This window comes from Actinomycetospora sp. NBC_00405 (genome assembly GCF_036044095.1).
GTDB classification, from domain to species: Bacteria; Actinomycetota; Actinomycetes; order Mycobacteriales; family Pseudonocardiaceae; genus Actinomycetospora; species Actinomycetospora callitridis.
The window spans coordinates 5,913,973-5,931,398 of sequence record NZ_CP107938.1 but is presented as its reverse complement, the minus strand read 5'-3'; the positions used below and the strand labels follow the sequence as shown (position 1 = coordinate 5,931,398).

The window sequence follows — 17,426 nt, the reverse complement described above, 5'->3', positions numbered from 1 at the left end:
CGCCGCGCGCGATGAAGCACCGGGGCCAGGTGGACCGCTACGAGGCCGGTCATGCCGGATGCCTGCCGTCTGGTGCAGGGATGAGGCCCCGCTCCATCGCCACGACCACGGCGCGCGTTCTGTCGCCCACGTCGAGCTTGGCGAAGGCCCGGAGCAGGTGCGTCTTCACCGTTGCCTCCCCTATGCCGAGACGGCGTCCGATGGCGGCGTTCACGAGGCCCTCGGCGACGGCGACGAGCACGTCGGCCTCGCGCCGAGTGAGGACGACGCGGGGTTCGGGCCGGCGAGTACGTGCCAGCAGCCGCGCGGCCACACGGGGAGCGAGGACCGTCTCTCCGCGGTACGCCGCATGGATGGCATCGACAAGCTCGGTCCGATGGGCGTCCTTGAGGAGATAGCCCACCGCACCCGCCGCCACGGCGCGTTCGATGTCGTCGTCGCTGTCGTAGGTGGTGAGCACGAGCACCCGGGTCTGGGCAGCACCGGAGGTCACCTCAGTGGTGAGCTCGACGCCGTCCAGCCCCGGCATCCGTAGGTCCACGAGCGCAACATCGGGTCGTAGGGACGCGATGCGGGCGAGGGCTTCGTGCCCGTTCGCTGCCTCACCGACGATCCGGACGGACGGCTCGCCGTCGAGCAGTGCAGCCACACCGGCCCGCATCACCGCGTGATCATCGACCACCAGTACCCGAACTGCCGTGTCCCTTACGGCGGTCACGACTCCCCACGCTCCTGGGCCCGTGCGAGAGAGGCGAGGATGCGAGTGCCGGTCCGGGGTGAGCTGGTGACGGTCAGCAGCCCGCCCAGCTCGGCCATCCGTCGGGCCATTCCGACCAGACCGAACCCTTCGGCCTCGGTGATCGCGAAGCCCCTGCCGTCGTCAACGATCTCGAGGTCGACCCGGTCGCCGTCGGCCGTGAGGGTGATCGACACAGTGCTCGCTCCGGAGTGACGGCGGACGTTGGCGAGCGACTCCTGGCTACACCGGAGCAGGGCGAGCCGCTCGGCCCGGCCGATCGGGACTTCGGTCAGATCGATGTGCACGTCGATGCCGGTGTCCGCGGCCAACCGCTCCGCGGCCAGCCGCAGGAGCTGTGAGATCGAGGCCTGGGTGGCTCCCTCCTCGGCTCCGGTGACCAGCACCCTCGCCTCGGCCAGGTTCTCGCGGGCGGTGGCCTCGATCGAGTCGAGCCGCCGTTCGGCGCTGCCGGGATCGGGCTGCACCGCGGTGCGCGCGGCAGCGGCGAGCGCGATGATCGACGCGAGACCCTGGGCAAGGGTGTCGTGGATCTCCCGGGACAGTCGTTCCCGTTCCTCGGCGGCCCCCTGTCGCTGGTGGGTCTCAGCCAGCTCGCGTTGGGTCGAGGCCAACTCCCGATCGAGCCGATCGGCCCGTCTCGCGGCGTGTGCTGCGAGCCGGTGCCCCCACACCCCGAGACCGGCTCCGGCCAGGAACCCGGCGACGACGACCGGGGTCCCGAGCGGCACGTAGCCGCCTCCCCACCAGGACCCGATCCCGGGACCAACCGCCATCAGGGCTCCGGCGGCGCTCCATGCCAGTGATGAACGGGTGCCGGCCGATTCCGACCAGTACAGCGGCAGCGACACGACGAACAACGCCTCCGCCCCGGCGGACAGCACCGCGAGCGTCCCGATCACGGCCGTGAGCACGGCCGAGAATGGCCACCGGGCGGCGCTGCCCGAGCGCACGACGCCGACGTACGTCAGACCCAGGACGACCACGGCCACCCACACGGTGGCCCGCACGCCGGCCGGCTCGTTCGTCGCGCCGATCACCGGCGGAGCGAGGCCGAACAGCACCCACAGCACCGGGTACCAACGTCCGAGGTCCGTCGGGAGCAGGCTCATCGCTGTCCCGCTCCGATCCGGCGGGGCGCCCGCGCGTCGGCCGTCCGGCCTCGCGGACCCGGCCACCACGCCTTCTCCCCCAGCAGCAACAACACGGCGGGCACCACGAAGAGCCGCACGACGAAGGCATCCAGCAACACCGCGACCGCCAGGCCGAGGCCGATCTGTTTCATCTCCATCAGGTGCAGGGACGCGAATCCCCCGAACACGGTCACCATCACGATCGACGCGCTCGCCACCACTCGTGCCGAGGCTCCCATTCCGGCCAGCACCGCGTCCCGGGCCCCGAGTCCGCGGTCGGCCGCCTCCTTGATGCGGCTGAGCGCGAAGAACTGGTAGTCCATCGACAGTCCGAAGAGGATCACGAGCAGGAACAGCGGTACCCGGGACCCGATCGAGCCGGTCGAGCTGAAGTCGAGCAGGCCCTCGGCCCACGTCGGCTGGAAGACCGTGACCACCACTCCCAGCGCGGCGGCGGCGGACAACAGGTTCAACACCACGCCGAGCGCACCGAGCACGACCGACCGGAAGGCCCACACGGTCACGGCGAAGGTCACCAGCAGCAACGCGGCGATGATCAGCGGCAGCTGCTCTGCCTGGTGCTTCGGGTAGTCGGCGTAACGGGCGACATCACCGGTCACCGCGATGGTCGCCCCAGGCAGTGCCGCGGCCAGCCGGGGCGTCGCCTCGTCCCGCAGCTCCGCCAGAGCCGCCCGGGCAGGCTCTGATCCCACGAGATGGGGAACCGGGAGATCGAGAACGGTGACTCGGCCGTCGCCGGAGGTCCGGAGCCTGCCTCCGGCAGCGAGGCCCGTGGCCTCCCGGTCCAGGCGGTTCAGCTCGGCGACCACCGCCCCGGCACGCTCCGGCCGATCCTGCACGACGACCCGATTTGCGGCGATCCGATCGGGGAACGCGCTGTTGAGCCGGTCGAAGGAAACCATCTCCGGGATCTCTCGGGAGTGTGTCTCGCGGCCCATGTCGGTGATGGTCAGCCCCAGCAGTGGCGCGGCCAGGACGAGCAGGGCCGTCACCATGACCACCAGCGTGACGACCGGGCGACGACCGACCGCCGACAGCGCCGCCCCGGTCGCCCGGCCCGGGCGAGCCGCCCGCCTGCGGAACTTTTCCGCTCCGCTGTGCCGCCCGGTTCGCCGGCCGAGCAGCACCACGACTGCCGGGAGAACGGTGAGGGCGCTGAGCACCGCGACGGCCGTCACGGTGACCGCCGCCGTGGCCACCGACGAGAAGATGACATCGTCGGCCAGGTAGAGCGTCGCCGACGAGACGACCACGGCGAAACCGGAGAGCACGACGGTCCGTCCGGCGGTCGCCGTGGCCAGCCGGACGATCGCCTCGCCACTGAGCGTCCCTCCGGCACGTTTCCGCTCCTCGCGTTGGCGCTCGAGGTAGAACAGCGTGTAGTCCACCCCGACGGCCAAGCCGATCAGCAGGATCACGTTGACTCCGACCCCGGCGTCCGGGAGCACGTGCGAGGCCACCATCGACAACCCGATCGCGGCGGCGATCGCGCTCGCCGCCAAGAGCAGCGGCACCAGCGCCAGCAGCACCGACCCGAAGACCACGAACAGCACCAGGACCGTCACCGGCACTGCCACGACCTCGGTCCGCAGCAGGTCCGCGGATCGCTGGCGGTCCACCCCCTTGCCGATCGACGCCGACCCCACCTGCTCGATGAGCAGGTCGGGATGGGCCGCCGCGACCGCAGCGGTCTGGGCGAGCAACGGCTCGACCCGGCTCTTGGCCTCCAGTTCCGGACCGGCCATCGTCACCTCGACGACCATCGCCGTACCGTCGGAGGACCAGCGGGAAGCCTCGACCGCAAGCACCTCCGGGAGTGCGCGCATCCGGTCGATCACCTCGCCCGCGGAATCATGCGTCGCGATCCGGTCGATCGTGTCGCTCTCGTTCCGTGCGGTGATCAAGACGTTCTCGACCGCATGTGTCTGCAGGCCCGCGCTCGCCGCCATGGCCTCTGCTCGCCCTGCCTCACCGACCCGGTAATCCTCGGTCGTCGCCTGGTTCATTCCAGCCGTGGCGCCCAGGACGACACACACCGCCACGAAGCACATCCATGCGGCTACCGCCCGCCATGGATGAATGGCGCTCCACCCCGATATCCGCAACAACAGTTTGGTCATCCTCGAACCTTCGGTCGGAGCCCCTGCTGGTCGGAACAACCGGTCAACGGACCTCGTGTCCACTGTTCGGTGGACCCGCTGCAGCGGCACGCGCCCGTTCACCGCCGCCTAGCGGCCGAGGACGATTCCGTCATCCCGCAGCCTCGACCGATCGGCTGGATGAACGCGCCGTACGTGACCTCGTTTCGCCCTCACCTGACGGCGATGGCGCCTTCGGCCGTGACGACGCATCGCCCTCGGAGTTCGACACCGTCGTCGGAGAGCCGCAGTTCCAAGAGGCTCGGTCGCTCCATGGAGTGGCCCTGTTCGATCCACACCGTCGTGCTGACCGAGCCCGCCAGGTGAGCGGCGAGAGGGCCGGCGGCGCTTCCCGTTGCGGGGTCCTCGCGGATGCCCGCGGTCGGGTTGAAGAACCTCGTGTACGCGGTGTGGGAGGCGTCGACGGGGTCCAGGGCGTAGGGGTAGCAGCCCTGGGCGCCGGCCCCGGCAAGCACCGCGCGCAGGCGCCGCGCGTCGGGCGACGCCTCGTCGACCGCCTGCCCGGTCCGGACGTGGACCAGGAGGTGCGGCACTCCGGTGGAGGCGACGAGTCCCGCCGGATCGACGAGCGCCGTCGCGGGGAGCCCGAGGGCGTCGGCGAGCTCGTCCTGTCCGGTCACGCGCCCACCGACCTCGAGGCGTCCCTGTGCCATGGCGATGGACGCGGGGGCAGCGAGGTCCCCGTGGATCACGACGCCGAGGCTTCGATCACCGAGCTGCTGGCGCAGGGGTGTCGGGGTATCGGCCAGGTGCCCGGACACCGCGAGCCACCACCAGGCACCCAGTGCGTTGTGCCCGGCGCCCACGACCTCCGTGCCCGTCGGGGTGAATGACCGCAGCCGAACCGTCGCATCAGGGGCGGTCGGGGTGCAGAGGGACGTCGTCTCGGACTGGTTGAACTCCCGAGCGAGACGCCGCATCGCCTCCTCTCCGATGATGTCCCCATCCGGCACGACCACGAGCGGGTTGCCGGCCAGCGGCATGTCGGTGAACACGTCGACCAGGGCGAATCGCACCCTCTCCGGTCCGGGACATCGGTACGAGGACCGCTCGGTGGTCGCCACCACCGCGCTCACACCGCGGTTGCTCGACGGCCCCACGTCGAGATCGTGAGGTAGGAGCTGACCACGAAGGTCGGGTCGGTCAAGAGGCCGCGCAGAGCGTCCAGCTCGACATCGGTGATCAGGCCCGTGCCGATCAACTGCTCCTGGAGCTGGAGCGAGTTGACGTGCAGCCAGCGACACCCGGCCGAGTCGCCGGGCCAGGCTTCGGCATGCGCGCGGTTGCCCACCTCGACCAGCCCCTGATCCTGCAGCGCGCGGTAGGCACGGACGCCCCAGGCGATGTCCGCTCCCGACCCGGACAGCAGGTGGCACAAGGCCTCGTGGAACCGGCCGAACAACGCTTCGGCCGCGTCGTCGGGCGCGGAGAGCACCGGCATCCAGGTGCAGTCGAACTCCACGAGGAGCAGCCATCCTCCTGGCTTCAGCGCCCGCACCATGCGGGCCAGCGCACGGTCCCGCTGCGCCAGGTGCAGCAGCACGAGGCGCGCGTGGACGAGGTCGAACTCGGCGTCGGGCAGCTCGTCGTCGACGATGTCGTGGAGACGCACCGTCACGTTGTGGGCGCCGGCCAGTCCTCCGGTGTCCACGTCGGTGACGAGCACGTGCCCGGTGTCGCCGACGCGTTCGCCGAGCCAGCGTGCGATCGAACCTCCACCTCCGCCCACGTCCACGCACCGCCAACCGGGTCCCACCTCGAGGGACTCCAGTCGGGCGATCGTCATCGGGTCCAGGCTCTGCTGCATGTACTTGCGCTGCTCATCGAGAAGGTCCGACGTCTCGAAGACGTAGCCGGTCATGAGTACTCCATCCGTTCCTCCGCATCCTCGGGCCCGTCGGGTCAGAGTTCGAGTCGTCGCGCCATGTCCGATCGGACCACCCTCCGGGGTCGATTCCGCTCGAGTTGCCCGCCATTCGTCGATCCGGCGGCCATCGGCGTACACCCGCCATTCACGCCGCAACAGGCGACGATCGACGCGGTGTCCCGGCGCGGTGCGCGGCGAAGAACGTACGCACCGACCGCGGCAGCCACAGCAGGACGAGCATGAGGATGTGGACACCGTCGCCGGGGATGATCGCCCACAGGTAGGTGGGCACCGCTGCCGCCGAGGCCAGGCTTCCGAGGGTGGCGACGACGAGGTAGACGGTCAGCGCGATGCGGGCCCACTGCTTTCCGCGAAGCGTCTGCACGCCGAACCAGACCGTGAGGATCGCGTCGACGGCGTGGACCGCGACGGCGAACACGATCACAGCGACGAAGGCGGTGCCCTGGTGGGACGGGTTCAGGTCGGGCTGGTCATTCATGATCGCCCTGATGGTGTCGTCGCGGTCGACGATCATGACCGCGGGCAGCGCCACCAGCAGCGCCACGCCGCCGATCATCCCCGGCACGATGCCCCACAGGACGCGTGGGATCGGGATCGAACGGGGCCGCGCCACCGGAGCGAGCGGGTCGGCCCGCTCGGCCCCGGCTCCTGGGTCGGGCGATGGTGATGTCATTCGTCGTCGGGGCGCAGACACATCGCACCGTGCCCGTTCCCCGTCCTCCTTTCGTCAGTTCTGAGGTGTCCTCGAGCCGGAGATCACACGGTGACGGCCAGCGGTGCGCCGAGGAGTCGGTAGGTGACCGCGATCCCGACGAAGCCGACGGCCGCCAGCGCGTATCCGCTGTAGGCGATCCGTTCTGCCCACGTCCACCAGCTGCGGCACCAGGAAACGACCGCGCAAACGGCGACAGCGACCGTCAGCACCCCCATCACCGAGACGGTGTTCAGGGCGAACGACAGGACCGGGTCTCCGGTCAACGCGATCTGCATCAGGCGATTGGCGTCGCTCGCGATCACCCCGAAGGCCGCGCCGAAGAGAACGGCACACAGCGAGGTCGCCCAGGCCAGGACTCGCGCGCTGCGGGAGCCCGCCGATCTACGCGGCCGGAGGAGGTGCCTGCGGATCAAGGCCTGGACCGGCAACAGGAAGAAGCCGAGCAGCAGCACCGCCAGCGCCGCCCCCGCGACGAGCAGGTGCAGCTGCGGCGACCGGTACCAGTCGAGCCGGACGTACGAGGCGGCCGGGGTCTGGCTGGACACCAGCGCGCCATGGTCGTCGAGGGCCATGGTCGCGGTGCCGCCCTCCAGCCGGAACAGGCCGGGCTCGATCTGCACCCAATCCTGGGTCGACACCGAGGGGTCCTCGGACAGCCCGTTCGTGGTCAGCTGCCCGCCACCGGCGACGTCGGCCGTGACAGGCTCGGTCAAGCTCCCGACCCGCGCGAAGCTGCTCCGGGAGGTACGCGTGTCCTCGTACTCGCCGGCGTAGCGCGAGACGTCGCCGTCGAGGGGGTCCCGCTCCGGCACGTCCGCGGGGAAGGACTCGTCGATGATCGTCTCGATGAGCTCCTTGCCGCCCCAGAAGGCGGCCTGATCGTGGCCGTCCCCGTTGTAGACGACGTGGATGCCGACGTCGGCGTCGGGCAGCAACGCCATGTCGGTGTGGAGGCCGGGCAGGTCACCGTCCTTGAACGCGACCGGGTGGCCGTTGTGCGGCCGCTGCTCGAACGCGTAGCCCATGCCGGGGATGCTGGCATCGGAGGTGAACCGTTCGCGTTGCATGAGCGCCGGCACGCCGGGACCGAGCGCCGGGTCGGCGCGAAGTTGCGCGATCATGAAGCGGGCGAGATCCGGGGAGGTCGTGATCACGTCCGCCCCGGCCGGCGTTGCCGGACTCTGCTGGCCGGCGGTCCGGGTCTGGGAGCCGCGGACCGGGCGGTGACCGGCCGCCAACCCGCCTTCGAGGGTCGGCGGGTGCGGCTGCGCCGCGCTCGTGGATCGCATGCCCAGCGGGGCGAAGACCCGCTCGGCGACGTAGCTCGCGTAGCTGCGCCCGGAGGCGATCTCGACCAGGCGCCCGAGCAGCGCGTAGTCGTAGTTGTTGTAGGCCACGAGCTCGCCGGGAGCCCGGACCCGGCCGGGCAGCACGTTCGCGGCGAACTCCGTCAGTGACGGCATCCGGTCGCCGTCCCACTGCGCCCAGCCGTAGACGTTGTTGTCGAAGCCGGACGTGTAGGTCAACAAGTGGTGCACCGTCACGGGCCGCCCCGGGTAGGTGTCCGGCACCGAGAAGCCCTGCAGGTAGGCGTTGACGTCGGTGTGGAGGTCGAGCTTCCCGGCCTGCACCAGTTGCAGGACCGCAGTGGCGGTGAACAGCTTGACCAGCGATGCGGTGTAGAAGCCGGTGGTGGCCGCGTCCATCGGTGCGCCGGTCTCGACGTGGGCGGACCCGTACCCCTGGGAGAACACCGTCCTGCCGCCCGCGACCACGGTGACGAGGGCGCCCGGGATGTCACCCTCGACCAGCTGCCGGGGCACGATCCGGTCCACGACGGCACCGACGTCAGCGAGAGGTGGCGCCTCACGAGCCGCCGTAGCGCCGTGCGCGGGCGGCGCCCACCACGCAGCCAAGCCGGCGACCAAGCCGACAACCAGGAACGCGACGAACACGCCCGCGCGGCGCCTCGAACGCACCCCACGATCGGCCGTGCCCATCATCAGGAGCCTCTCCGACCGACATCCGGGGACGGGACGACGCTGGCGTGCCCGACATCTCGAGACATCCGCCAGCTGGCCCATGTCGTCACGGAATGCTGACCACGCTCGGCACGGGGAGTTGCCTCCACGGTCGTCGAGGCGAAGCCTGTGTCGGGTGTAGGACTCGAGGGCCGAAGCGGCTCCACACGCGATGAAGACCGCGGGGGCGAGATGGGTTGCGTTCACCATCACGAGCCTGACCTGCTTGTAGCGACCGTGAGTGATCATCGCGCCGACCATGAGCACGACCCGGCAGACGGCGGTCACCGGCACCACGACCGGTGCGATGCGAGCAGGGCGGGCAGGACCAGGCCGACCGCAGCCAGGAGCTCGAGGATGGAGATGACTCATGTCCCGTGGCGAGGAGGTCTCGTGTTCCAGGTGACCGTGCTCTACAACCACCCCGAGGATCCCGTCGAGTTCGACGAACACTACGACGGGGTCCACACGCCGCTCGCCGCCACGATCCCCGGACTGCAGCGCTACACGGTGTCGAGGCCCGGGCCGGGCCCGGACGGCACGAAGCCCCCGTACCACCTGGTGGCGGTGATGGAGTACGAGTCCGAGGCGGCTTACGGCGCGGGCATGTCGGCACCGGAGGGGCGGGCGACGAGGGCCGACCTCGCCAACTTCGCGACGGCCGGCGTCACGGTGATGGCGGGACCGGCCGGCTCCGTCGTCTGAGCGCGGAGCTCGTCGACCGCGCCGACGGCGTAGGCATCGCCGCCCCGGTCGACCACCTCGTCCACGAGGAGGTCCGCGCCCTGGTCCTGCGGGTGCACTCGCGTCGACGTTCCCCACGGAGGCGGCAGCGTCGACGATCTCGGTGAACGTGCCTCGCAGCCCCGCGGCGTCTTGATCGACGCCCTCGCGTGCCGGCCGACCTTGCACAATTCACAGCGTGCCGCCACGCGCTGGGTCGGTCAGGCGCGCCTGGCGTCGGCACGGTAGCGGCCGGCTGCGAACGCGGCGAGGACCACGGTCCAGGCGACGAGGACGGCCAGGCCGGTCCAGCCGACGCCGGGTCCGCCCATCACCGCCCGACCGACCGCATTGAGCCAGTACGAGGGCAGGACCTGGGCGGCGGCCTGCACGGCCCCCGGCAGGATCTCGATCGGGAACCAGAAACCTCCGAGCAGCGACAGTGCGAGCAGCACGAACGTGCTGACCGCCTGCACGGACTCGTTGGTGCCCATGAAGCCGAGCGTGATCCCGAGCAGCACGAACGGCAGCAGCGCCGTCCAGGTCGCGGCGGCCACCGCGGCCCACTGCCACAGCGGCATCGTCACCCCCATGACGGCGCCCGCGAGGTAGACCAGCACCAGCCCGGGCAGCGTGACCAGCCACGCCGCCAGTCCCTTCACCAGCACGTAGGTGCGCGGTGGCAGCGGGGTCAGCCGCAGCTGGCGGTTCCAGCCGATCCGCCGCTCCAGGGCGATCGCGGCGGTGGAGAACAGCGCGGCCCCCAGCGATCCGTAGGCGGCCATGCTCTGCATGGTGTACGCGGTGGCCGACACCCCACCGAAGCGGGCGCCGTCGAACAGGTTCGCGAAGATCAGGAACAGCGCGACGGGCAGGACCACGGTGAAGCTCAGCAGCTGGGGCACGCGCAGCACGCGCAGGATCTCCAGCCGCAGGTAGGTCGGGCTCATCGCAGCTCACCTTCCGTCAACGCGAGGAACGCTGCGGTGAGGTCGGCGCCGCACACCTCGACGTCACGCGCCCCGGGTTCGGCGGCGAGCAGCGCGCGCAGCGCGCGATCCGAGTCGGTGCAGTCGAGGACGACGGTCTCGCCACGGGTCTCGGCCGCTCGCACACCCGCCAACGTCGACAGGCCTGCGACATCGGCGCCGGGCAGGGTTGCCCGGATGGTCCGGCCGGTCGCGGCCGAGGTGATCTCGGTGACCGATCCGTCGGCGACGACCCGGCCGCCGGCGAGCAGCACGATCCGGTCGGCGTGGGCGCCGGCCTCCTCCAGGTAGTGGGTCGCGAACACCACGGTGCGCCCGATGCGGGCGTGGCCGCGCATCGTGTCCCAGAACGCCGCCCGGGCCGCGACGTCCATCCCGGAGGTCGGTTCGTCGAGGACCAGTAGGTCCGGGTCGGTGACCAGCGCCAGCGCGTACCGCACCCGCTGCGCCTGCCCGCCGGAGAGCTTGTGGGTCCGCCGCGCACGCAGCTCGCTGATCCCCGCCTGCTCCAGGGCCGGCGCCACGTTCTGCGGGCGGTCGTGCAGCACGGCGACCAGGCCGAGCAGCTCGCCGACCGTGACGTGCGGGAGCAGCTCGCCGGTCTGCAGCATTGCCCCGACCCGGCCACGCCGGACCGCGTCGGTCGGCGTCAGCCCGAACAGGCGCGCGGTCCCGGCGTCGGGCGTGGTGAGCCCGAGCATCATGTCCAACGTCGTCGACTTGCCCGCGCCGTTGGGCCCGAGCAGGGCGACCACCTCGCCGGGGGCGATCCGCAGCGCGACGCCCTCGACCGCACGGGTCCGGTCGTAGGACTTGACGACGCTCTCGAGCAGGACCGCGGGGTGCGTCTCCGGGACGGACCGGGCCGCCACCAGGTGCGGGACGTTCTCGGTCATGCGTCTCGACGATGCTGTCCGGGGCCGCAGCGAGACATCCGTCGGCACGCGGATGTTTCAGCGACGGCCCTCCCGGGCGGCCGCGGCGGCGAGCTCGGTGCGCGAGGACAGGCCCAGCTTGCCGAACACGTGCCCGACGTGGGTCTGCACCGTGCGCCGTGAGAGGTAGAGACGCTCGCCGATCTGCGGGTTGGACAGCCCCTCGGCGACCAGGGCCACGACCCGGCGCTCGGTCGGGGTGAGGCTGTCCCAACCGGTGCGCGGACGGGCCCGCGGCCCGCGACGACCCCGCCGCACGCCGAGCTCGCGCAGCGTCGCCTCGGTCCGGGCCACCCCGCGGGCCGCGTGCAACCCCTCGAACGCGGTGACGGCCCGCTGCAGGAGCGTGCACGCGGTGTCGGTGTCGCCGCGGGCGGCGAGCAGGGCGGCGGCGTCCTCGGCGGTGAGTGCGAGCTCGAGGGGGCGGGCGGCGCCGGCGTAGGCCGCGACGGCGGCCAGCAGCGGCTCCGGGTCCGCGGCGAGCAGCCCCTGGCAGCGCAGGGCCGCCCCGGTCCGCGAGGGCGCGTCGTGGCTTCGGGTGACCTCGCACAGAGCCTCGGTCACCTGCTCCGCACGCTCGCGCTCGCCGGCGGCGAGCGTGAGGCGGACCAGGTCGGGGCCGAGCACCGGGTACTCGATCGCGAGCCCCGACCGGGTGCAGTCGTCCCAGGCGTCGGCGAGCGTGGCGACCGCCCGCCCGTCGTCGCCGCTCGCCTCGAGGAGCTGGGCCTGGACCCAGGGCGCCCAGTGGCTGCGGAAGCGGGGGCCGCTTGCCGCCAGCTCGCGCAGCGCCAGCTCGCTGGCCGTCGTCGCGCGCCGTAGGTCGTCCCGGTGCAGGGCGATCAGCGCTGTGACGCTGTGGGCCAGGACGAGGCTGTAGCGCTCGCCGGTCTCCTCGGCCAGCGCGAGTCCCGTCTCCACCCCGGCGAGCGCGTCGTCCCACTCGCCGGCCAGGAACCGCTCGACGGCAAGGAAGACCTCGAAGCTGGTCAGGGCCCACCGTGTTCCCAGGTCCTCGCTGCGCGCTCGACCGGTCAGCAGCGTCGCGCGGGCGTCGGGCAGGCGGTCGAGCTCCAGGAGGATGTGTCCCCGCGCGACGTGCACCGGATATCGGTGCCCCACCCCGCCGGGGCTGCGGTCGGCGTCCGCGACGGCCTCGTCGACGATCTCCAGCGCGCGGCCCGGCTGCCCGCGGAGCTCGGCGACCACCGCGAGGCAGGTGCGGGCCAGGCTGACGGCCGCGGGCTCGCCCGCCGTCCCGACGGCCTCGCAGGCCGCGGCCGCAGCGCCGGCCAGGTCACCGGTGGACAGCCGCGCCATGCTCGCCCATCCCCGCGCCGCTCCGAGCTCGCCCGCGGTGAGCGGGCCGGCCGGCGGCAGGCACTCCAGCTCCCGCAACGCGTCCGACATCCGGCCCTGCGCGATCAGGCTGCGCGCCAGGCAGATCCGGGCGAGCCCGGCGATCCGCGGGGCGGGGTCGCGCGCCAGCACGTCCCGGCAGGACAGCGCGGCCTCGACGGCATCACCGGCCCACGACAGGCTGCCGGCCTGCTCGACCAGCAGCCGGTCCCGGTCGGTGGGGTCGGCCAGCTCGACCGCCCGCCCCAGCAGCTCGGCCGCAGCCCCCGGAGACCGCGCCGCGACCTCGCGGGCCGCCCGGACCAGCCAGTCCACGGCAGCGTTGTCCCCAGGCAACGCTCCTCGCGACAAGTGCTCCGCGACCTGGCCGGCGGGCGCGCCGGCGCGGGCGAGCCTGCGGCCCGCCTCACGGTGCAGTCCGATCCGCACGCTCTGCGGGATGTCGGCGTAGACCGCGTCATGGATGAGGTCGTGCCGGAAGCGCAGCCGGTCCCCGGCCTCGACGAGGACCTGCGCCGTCATCGCCGGGCCCAGCGGCCCGGACAGCGCGAGCACCGAGCGCTCGGTGATCGTCGCCAGGTCGTCCACCGTGAAGCTCGTCCCCAGGACCGAGGCGGGCTGCAGGGCCGCGAGCGTGTCGTCGGGCAGGAAGCTGAGATGCCGCAGGATCGTCAGCCGCAGGCTCGGTGGCAGGCTCGCCGCGGACACCTCCGCCCGCCCGTCCCGTAGCCGAATCGCGTTCTCCCCGACCAGCGCCGCGAGCAGCTCGGTCACGAACAGCGGGTTGCCGCCCGCGTCCGCCACCTCTGCCAGCAGCTCGGCGCCGGGCGGAGCCGCCAGGATCTCGGTCACCAGGTCGTGGACGGCGCGGTTGGGCAGCCGGGCGAGGCGCACCGTGACCGCCCCCGCGTCGTCCAGGTAGTCCAGCGCGCGCTGCAGCTGTCTTCCCCGCGGGGTGGGCCGCCGGCAGCTCAGGACGGCGACCGGCACGTGGGTCAGGCGGCGGACCAGCGCGGTCAGGGTCAGCAGGCCCGCCGGGTCGGCCCACTGCAGGTCGTCGAGGCCGATCACCAGCGGTCCCTCGTGCGCGAGGTCCTCGATCAGGTCGACGATGGCGTCGACCGCCTGGAACTGCAGGCCCGGGTCGCTGCTGACCGTGATGGGCCCGTCCGATCCCGGGCGCGCCGCCAGCAGTGCCGCGATCGCCGCGCGGCGCGGGTCCGCCGACGTGGACGCGAGCCGCAGCGCGTCGACCCAGACACCGAACGGCCGGTTGCGCTCCAGCTCCTCCGCCCGGCCGGTCACGACCGGGAGTCCGCGCCTGCGGGCGACGTCGAGGGCGGCGTCCAGCAAGCTGGTCTTGCCGATCCCGGCCTCGCCCTCGACGGCGACCACCGATAGCCGCCCCGAGACGGCCCGCTCCACCGCCTCGCCGAGCGCTGCGAGCTCGGTGTCGCGGCCGAGTAGCCGCGCCGCGGACCCAGGAGCACGCATCCCGGCGAGGCTACCGCCGCTCTCACTCCTCCGGCGCCGCGTCGTCCCGATGAATCAGCTCGTCGAGGCCCCGCAGGAGTCCCAGCCATCCCGTGAACCGGAGCTCCTCGAGACAGCGCCGGTCCGTGTCGCAGCGGCCCAGTACGCCCGCAGGGGGCTCCAGCCGATCCAGCCGGACAACGATCTCCACGAGCCGATGCTCGGCCGCCCGACCCGCCGCGACATCCGCGTGCTGGCCGATGTCTCCGCCTGGACCAGGACGGCAGGCTCGCCCGATCGGAGCCGGACGACCACACGGAGGGAGGCACCCGGTGCTCATCGATCGCGACGGCGACGGCCACCGCAACCAGCGGCACTTCGACGCGCACGCGGGCGGCTACGACCGGCAGTTCGACACCGCCGAGCGGTGGCGCGCTGTGCACCGTCCGGATGCGTACGGCGCGTTGGCCGAGGCACGGCGGGTGCTGCGCGCCCGGCGGCGGCTGGTGCACGTCGAGCACGGGCCCGCCAGATCGGCGCACGCTCGCCCATGAGGCGCCTGCAGCTCGAACTCGGCGTCCTCGCGGCGCTGCTCGCCTCGTTCCTGACCGTCCCGCTGCCGGTGCCACACCTCGTCGGCGGGGTGGCCTGGGCGGTCCTCGCCGGTGTCCACGTCGTCCGCCGCCGTCGGCTCTACGCCTCCGTCATCCGCTGCCGCCGACGGCGCGCCCTCGCCACCACCGCTCTGCTGACCGGCGCCGGGCTCGTCACCGTGTCCGGTGCCCTGCAGTGGGCGGACGTGACCGCAGCGATCCCGTGGCACGCGGGCAGCTCGACGTTGCTCCTCGTGGTCGCCGCGACGCACGCGACCCCCCGGCTGTGGTGGCGGCGCACCCCACCGGTACCCCGCTCACCCAGCAGCCGGGTGCATCTCAGACCTGTCAGAGAATGAGAAAGGACGAAGACCGATGGCCATCCTGCTCACCGGCGGAACGGGAACGCTCGGACGGCATGTCCTGCCGCTGCTGCGCGACTCCGGTCACGACCTCCGCGTCCTGACGCGCAGCTCCCGGACACCCGAGCACGGCGCCGAGTACGTCACCGGAGACCTCCGCACGGGCACGGGGATCGAGCGCGCGGTCGACGGGATCGAGACGATCGTGCACCTCGCCGGCGGCCCCAAGGGCGACGACGAGGCCACTCGCAATCTCGTGCGGGCCGCCCGTGGGGCCGGTGTCACGCACGTCGTGTACATCTCGGTCGTCGGCGCGGACCGGGTGCCACTGGGCTACTTCAGGGCCAAGCTGGGCGCGGAGAAGGCGGTGGCCGAGTCCGGCATCGCGTTCTCGATGCTGCGGGCCGCGCAGTTCCACGACCTGGTGCTCGATGTCGTCGCCAGGATGGCGCGACTGCCCGTCGTTCCCGTCCCGGGCGGGCTGCGGTTCCAGCCCGTCGACTCGCGCGAGGTCGCCACACGCCTGGTCGAGCTGTCGCTCGGCGTCCCGGCGGGCATGGTGGCCGACCTGGCCGGGCCGGCGGTGCACCCCCTGCGTGACCTCGTCGCCGGCTACCTGCACGCCCGCGGCAAACGCCGACCGATGATGCCGGTACGGATGCCGGGCAACGTCGGCCGGGCGTACCGCGCCGGGGACAATCTCAACCTGGCCACGGCGACGCACGGCGTGCGGACCTGGCAGGAGTTCATGACAGAGCGCCTGCCGGCGACGGCCCCGTTCCGAGCCTCATCGGCCGGCAATCGATGAAGACACCGACCTCCGCCAGCCTCGGCCGACGAGGAGGAACGCGGCCGCACAGCACGCCCACGGTGCTGGTCGCGGGAGCGACCGGCTACATCGGCCGCCACACTGTGCGCGCGCTGCACGACGCCGGCTACCGGGTACGCGCCCTGGCCCGCGACGAGCGGCGACTGGATCCCGTGGCCGACGCTTGCGATGAGGTGTTCGTCGCTGAGGCCACCCGGCCGGAGACCCTCGACGGCCTCTGTGACGGCATCGACGTGGTCGTCTCCTCGCTCGGGCTACGAACCTTCCGCGCCCGCCCGACCCCCGAGGAGGTGGACCTGTACGCGAACCTGAACATCCTGCGGCGCGCACAGCACGCGGGAGTTGGCCAATTCATCTTCGTCAGCGCCCTGCACGTCGATGAGCTCGCGGACCGGGCACCGATACTCCGGCCGCGTGAGCAATTCGTCGGGATACTCAAGGACTCGACGCTGGATTGGACGGTCCTGCGGCCCACCGGAGCGTTCAACGACATGGCAGGAGCTTTCCGGCTGGCCCGGCGGGGGTGGGGTCTTGTCCTCGGCGACGGACGCACCAGGATCAACCCTGTCCACGCCGCCGACATCGCGGACGTGGCGGTACGGTCAATCACCGATCCCTCGCTGCATCGTGCGGAGTTCGGGTTCGGCGGCCCGGAGACCTACACGATGTCTGGGATCGTCCAGCTCGCCTTCCGCGCTCTCGGGAAGCGTCCGCGGATCGTGCACGTGCCGCTGTGGGTCGCCGACGCAACGGTCGCGCTGATCAGCCCCTTGAACAGCAACGCGGCCGGCTTCCTGCAGATGTTCCGCCAGGCAGCGGCGACGTCGGACATGGTCGGCACCCCTGTGGGCACGCACAGTCTCGACGACTTCTACCACGATCTGCGCGCTGAGCTCGACGCGGCCGCGACGGGCGGGGGTCTGACGTGCTGATCGGTAGCCCGCGAGCCGAGCGCGTGGATGGGGCGAGGGCGGTCATCACCGGCGCGGGCAGTGGAATCGGGCGTGCGATGGCTCATGCGCTGGCTGGGCGTGGAGCCCACCTCGTGCTCGCCGACACCAACGGCACCGGTCATCGACCGATCCAGGGCCCTACTCGCCGCCGCACAACGGGCACTTCCGGCCGAGAGGATCCGCGAGCTGCACGACCGGCCCGTGCGCCGGGTGCACGACCTCCTCGAACGCGGGCGCACCGAGGCGGTGTTCGCACCGACCTGCTCGCCACCACACTGCTGTCCGCCTTCACGCGGGTCGACGAGAACGCCCGGGAACCGACATGAGCGAGCCCATCACCGGGCGACGCGGTGCCGGGGGACGCCGATTCGGATGGGTCGACTCCCCGCTCGTCGACCGCGAGACCGCACCCGAACAGGGCGACGAATGGGCCCGCCCGCCTGATGTCACCGCCCTGGGCGTCGGGCACCTGCTCTCCGGCGCCTTCAGCAGCAGCCCGCCGCGCTCGTCGGCCCG

General features: G+C 72.1%; 16 protein-coding genes. 6 read left to right on the top strand and 10 right to left on the bottom strand.

Features of this window, described 5'->3' with window-relative positions; translation table 11 throughout:
- Positions 1–49 precede the first annotated feature (49 nt).
- From OG774_RS29295 to OG774_RS29265, 7 genes are all read right to left on the bottom strand, one after another.
- A complete protein-coding gene (locus OG774_RS29295) occupies positions 50–718 on the bottom strand; it encodes a response regulator transcription factor (protein ID WP_328305833.1) in 669 nt (222 codons plus the stop codon).
- Positions 715–1,869 carry a sensor histidine kinase gene (locus OG774_RS29290; protein WP_328305832.1) on the bottom strand — a complete coding sequence of 385 codons (1,155 nt, stop codon included), beginning with the start codon at positions 1,867–1,869 and terminating at the stop codon, positions 715–717. Before OG774_RS29290 ends, OG774_RS29295 begins: the two co-directional genes overlap by 4 nt.
- Positions 1,866–4,031, bottom strand: coding sequence for an MMPL family transporter (locus OG774_RS29285; RefSeq protein ID WP_328305831.1), 2,166 nt, complete (start codon positions 4,029–4,031; stop codon positions 1,866–1,868). Before OG774_RS29285 ends, OG774_RS29290 begins: the two co-directional genes overlap by 4 nt.
- A gap of 191 nt (positions 4,032–4,222) precedes the next feature.
- Positions 4,223–5,086, bottom strand: a complete 864-nt coding sequence (locus OG774_RS29280; protein ID WP_328305830.1) for a PhzF family phenazine biosynthesis protein — start codon at positions 5,084–5,086, stop codon at positions 4,223–4,225.
- Positions 5,087–5,142: 56 nt separating this feature from the next.
- Complete coding sequence (locus OG774_RS29275) at positions 5,143–6,075, bottom strand: class I SAM-dependent methyltransferase (RefSeq protein ID WP_328305829.1); 933 nt, start codon at positions 6,073–6,075, stop codon at positions 5,143–5,145.
- Positions 6,076–6,082: 7 nt separating this feature from the next.
- Positions 6,083–6,514 carry a hypothetical protein gene (locus OG774_RS29270; RefSeq protein WP_328305828.1) on the bottom strand — a complete coding sequence of 144 codons (432 nt, stop codon included), beginning with the start codon at positions 6,512–6,514 and terminating at the stop codon, positions 6,083–6,085.
- A gap of 200 nt (positions 6,515–6,714) precedes the next feature.
- Positions 6,715–8,508: a serine hydrolase domain-containing protein gene (locus tag OG774_RS29265; protein WP_328305827.1), complete on the bottom strand. Its 1,794-nt coding sequence runs from the start codon at positions 8,506–8,508 to the stop codon at positions 6,715–6,717.
- 579 nt (positions 8,509–9,087) lie between these two features.
- Here OG774_RS29265 and OG774_RS29260 point away from each other — a divergent pair.
- Positions 9,088–9,399: an EthD family reductase gene (locus OG774_RS29260; RefSeq protein WP_328305826.1), complete on the top strand. Its 312-nt coding sequence runs from the start codon at positions 9,088–9,090 to the stop codon at positions 9,397–9,399.
- Between the two features lie 239 nt (positions 9,400–9,638).
- Here OG774_RS29260 and OG774_RS29255 read toward each other — a convergent pair whose 3' ends face one another.
- The 3 genes from OG774_RS29255 to OG774_RS29245 are packed head-to-tail and all read right to left on the bottom strand — an operon-like array spanning position 9,639 to position 14,194.
- The gene (locus tag OG774_RS29255) at positions 9,639–10,367 is read right to left on the bottom strand and encodes an ABC transporter permease (protein ID WP_328305825.1); all 729 of its coding nucleotides are present in this window, start codon (positions 10,365–10,367) and stop codon (positions 9,639–9,641) included.
- A complete protein-coding gene (locus tag OG774_RS29250) occupies positions 10,364–11,302 on the bottom strand; it encodes an ABC transporter ATP-binding protein (protein WP_328305824.1) in 939 nt (312 codons plus the stop codon). Before OG774_RS29250 ends, OG774_RS29255 begins: the two co-directional genes overlap by 4 nt.
- A 57-nt stretch (positions 11,303–11,359) precedes the next feature.
- Positions 11,360–14,194: an ATP-binding protein gene (locus OG774_RS29245; protein WP_328305823.1), complete on the bottom strand. Its 2,835-nt coding sequence runs from the start codon at positions 14,192–14,194 to the stop codon at positions 11,360–11,362.
- 311 nt (positions 14,195–14,505) lie between these two features.
- Between OG774_RS29245 and OG774_RS29240 the strand changes: the two genes are divergently transcribed.
- The 5 genes from OG774_RS29240 (at position 14,506) to OG774_RS29220 (ending at position 17,236) form a co-directional block, all read left to right on the top strand.
- Entirely contained in the window at positions 14,506–14,727 is a 222-nt protein-coding gene (locus tag OG774_RS29240; protein WP_328305822.1) for a hypothetical protein, read from the top strand.
- Complete coding sequence (locus OG774_RS29235; RefSeq protein WP_328305821.1) at positions 14,724–15,125, top strand: hypothetical protein; 402 nt, start codon at positions 14,724–14,726, stop codon at positions 15,123–15,125. Before OG774_RS29240 ends, OG774_RS29235 begins: the two co-directional genes overlap by 4 nt.
- Positions 15,126–15,141: 16 nt before the next feature.
- Positions 15,142–15,936 (top strand): SDR family oxidoreductase, encoded by a 795-nt coding sequence (locus OG774_RS29230; RefSeq protein WP_328305820.1) that lies wholly within the window; start codon positions 15,142–15,144, stop codon positions 15,934–15,936.
- A 62-nt stretch (positions 15,937–15,998) separates the two neighbouring features.
- Complete coding sequence (locus OG774_RS29225; protein WP_328305819.1) at positions 15,999–16,889, top strand: SDR family oxidoreductase; 891 nt, start codon at positions 15,999–16,001, stop codon at positions 16,887–16,889.
- Complete coding sequence (locus OG774_RS29220) at positions 16,883–17,236, top strand: SDR family NAD(P)-dependent oxidoreductase (protein ID WP_328305818.1); 354 nt, start codon at positions 16,883–16,885, stop codon at positions 17,234–17,236. The genes OG774_RS29225 and OG774_RS29220 overlap by 7 nt, the downstream gene beginning before the upstream one ends.
- Positions 17,237–17,426 lie beyond the last annotated feature (190 nt).

Excerpts from the sequence above, each read along its gene's own strand:
- OG774_RS29290 (WP_328305832.1), bottom strand. The coding sequence starts at position 1,869 with ATGAGCCTGCTCCCGACGGACCTCGGACGTTGGTACCCGGTGCTGTGG.
- OG774_RS29285 (WP_328305831.1), bottom strand. The coding sequence starts at position 4,031 with ATGACCAAACTGTTGTTGCGGATATCGGGGTGGAGCGCCATTCATCCA.
- OG774_RS29270 (WP_328305828.1), bottom strand. The coding sequence starts at position 6,514 with ATGATCGGCGGCGTGGCGCTGCTGGTGGCGCTGCCCGCGGTCATGATC.
- OG774_RS29255 (WP_328305825.1), bottom strand. The coding sequence starts at position 10,367 with ATGAGCCCGACCTACCTGCGGCTGGAGATCCTGCGCGTGCTGCGCGTG.
- OG774_RS29250 (WP_328305824.1), bottom strand. The coding sequence starts at position 11,302 with ATGACCGAGAACGTCCCGCACCTGGTGGCGGCCCGGTCCGTCCCGGAG.
- OG774_RS29245 (WP_328305823.1), bottom strand. The coding sequence starts at position 14,194 with ATGCGTGCTCCTGGGTCCGCGGCGCGGCTACTCGGCCGCGACACCGAG.
- OG774_RS29235 (WP_328305821.1), top strand. The coding sequence starts at position 14,724 with ATGAGGCGCCTGCAGCTCGAACTCGGCGTCCTCGCGGCGCTGCTCGCC.
- OG774_RS29230 (WP_328305820.1), top strand. The coding sequence starts at position 15,142 with ATGGCCATCCTGCTCACCGGCGGAACGGGAACGCTCGGACGGCATGTC.